We start from the raw sequence: 1,707 nt of genomic DNA on the forward strand, positions 1-1,707 counted from the left end.
GGCAAGAGCTATCTCGACGTCCGCCAAGCGCTGGAGGATATCGGCATCGACGAAGCGGCCGCCAACCGCATCGGCATCCGCCTGTTCAAGGTCGGCTGTCCGTGGCCGTTGGATTTCCAGCACATCGCCGACTTCGCCCGCGGCCTCGACACCATCGTCGTCGTCGAGGAGAAGCGCTCGCTGATCGAGGTGCAGCTGCGCGAGAACCTCTACGGCACCGCCACCCAGCCGGTGATCGTCGGCAAGAAGGACGAGCGCGGTGACTGGCTGTTTCCGGCCAAGGGTGCGCTCGATCCGAACGAGATCGCGATTGCGCTCGGCGAACGGATCCTGCGCACCATCGGCTCCTCGGAAGAGATCGCAGCGCGGGTGGCGAAGCTGCGCCAGTTCCAGGCGATGCTCGCCGACACGCTCGATATCGGCTCGCGCACGCCTTTCTTCTGCTCGGGCTGCCCGCATAATTCCTCGACCAAGGTGCCGGACGGCTCGCTGGCCGCCGCCGGCATCGGCTGCCACTTCATGGCGCTGTGGATGGACAGGAACACCGTCGGCTTCACCGCCATGGGAGGCGAGGGCGCGCAATGGGTCGGACAGGCGCCGTTCTCCAAGCGCGACCACATCTTCCAGAATCTCGGCGACGGCACCTACAACCACTCCGGCGTGCTGGCGATCCGCTTCGCGCTGTCCTCCGACGCCAACATCACCTACAAGATCCTCTACAACGATGCCGTCGCCATGACCGGCGGCCAGCCGCATGAGGGCGGCCTGACCGTCGACATGATCGCCAGGCAAGTGCGCGCCGAGGGCGTCGAGCGCATCGCCGTTGTCACGGACGAGCCTGGCAAATATGCCGGCAAGGCCGATTTCCCGGCCGGCATAACCATCCACCATCGCGACGATCTCGATCTCGTCCAGCGCGAATTGCGCGAGGTGAAAGGCGTTTCGGTGCTGCTCTACGATCAGACCTGCGCCGCCGAAAAGCGCCGCCGACGCAAGCGCGGCACCTTCCCCGATCCGGACAAACGCGTCTTCATCAACGAGCTGGTCTGCGAAGGCTGCGGCGATTGCGGCGTACAGTCCAACTGCGTCTCGATCCAGCCGGTCGAGACCGAATTCGGCCGCAAGCGCCGCATCGACCAGTCGAGCTGCAACAAGGATTTTTCCTGCCTCAACGGTTTCTGCCCGTCTTTCGTCACCGTGCATGGCGGCAAGATCAGGAAGGCCGAAGGCACTGCCGGCAGGGCCGATCCGCTGGACGGCGTGCCGGCGCCGGCCGAATTCCGCATGGGCAACCAGGGCTGGGCGGCGATCATCGACGGCGTCGGCGGCACCGGCGTCGTCACCGTCGGCGCGGTGCTCGGCATGGCCGCGCATCTGGAAGGCAAGGGTTGCGGCATGATCGATATGGCGGGCCTCGCCCAGAAGGGCGGCTCGGTCTTCACTCATGTCCGCATCGCCCCGACACCCGAGGACATCCACGCCATTCGCGTCTCGGCCGGCAAGGCCGACCTTGTGCTCGGCTGCGACCTCGTCGTCTCCGGCGCCAAGAAGGTGCTGGGCGCGGTCCGCGAGGGCCACACGATCTTCCTCGCCAACACCGCCGAGATCATGCCCGGCGAATTCACCCGTTCGGCGGACTTCTCGCTGCCGGTCGAGCGGCTGAAGAAGGCGATCCGGGCCGCTGCCGGCGACGACAAGGCGCATTTC

Annotated in this window: 1 protein-coding gene; it reads left to right on the forward strand. The window is 66.3% G+C overall.

Annotation, left to right across the window (positions count from 1 at the left end):
- Nucleotides 1-1,707, forward strand: a 1,707-nt coding sequence (locus EOA28_RS34960) for an indolepyruvate ferredoxin oxidoreductase family protein (RefSeq protein ID WP_128315808.1), incomplete at both ends; no start/stop codon positions are given.

Origin of the sequence: Mesorhizobium sp. M2A.F.Ca.ET.067.02.1.1, from assembly GCF_004023285.1 — a bacterium.
GTDB lineage: Bacteria > Pseudomonadota > Alphaproteobacteria > Rhizobiales > Rhizobiaceae > Mesorhizobium.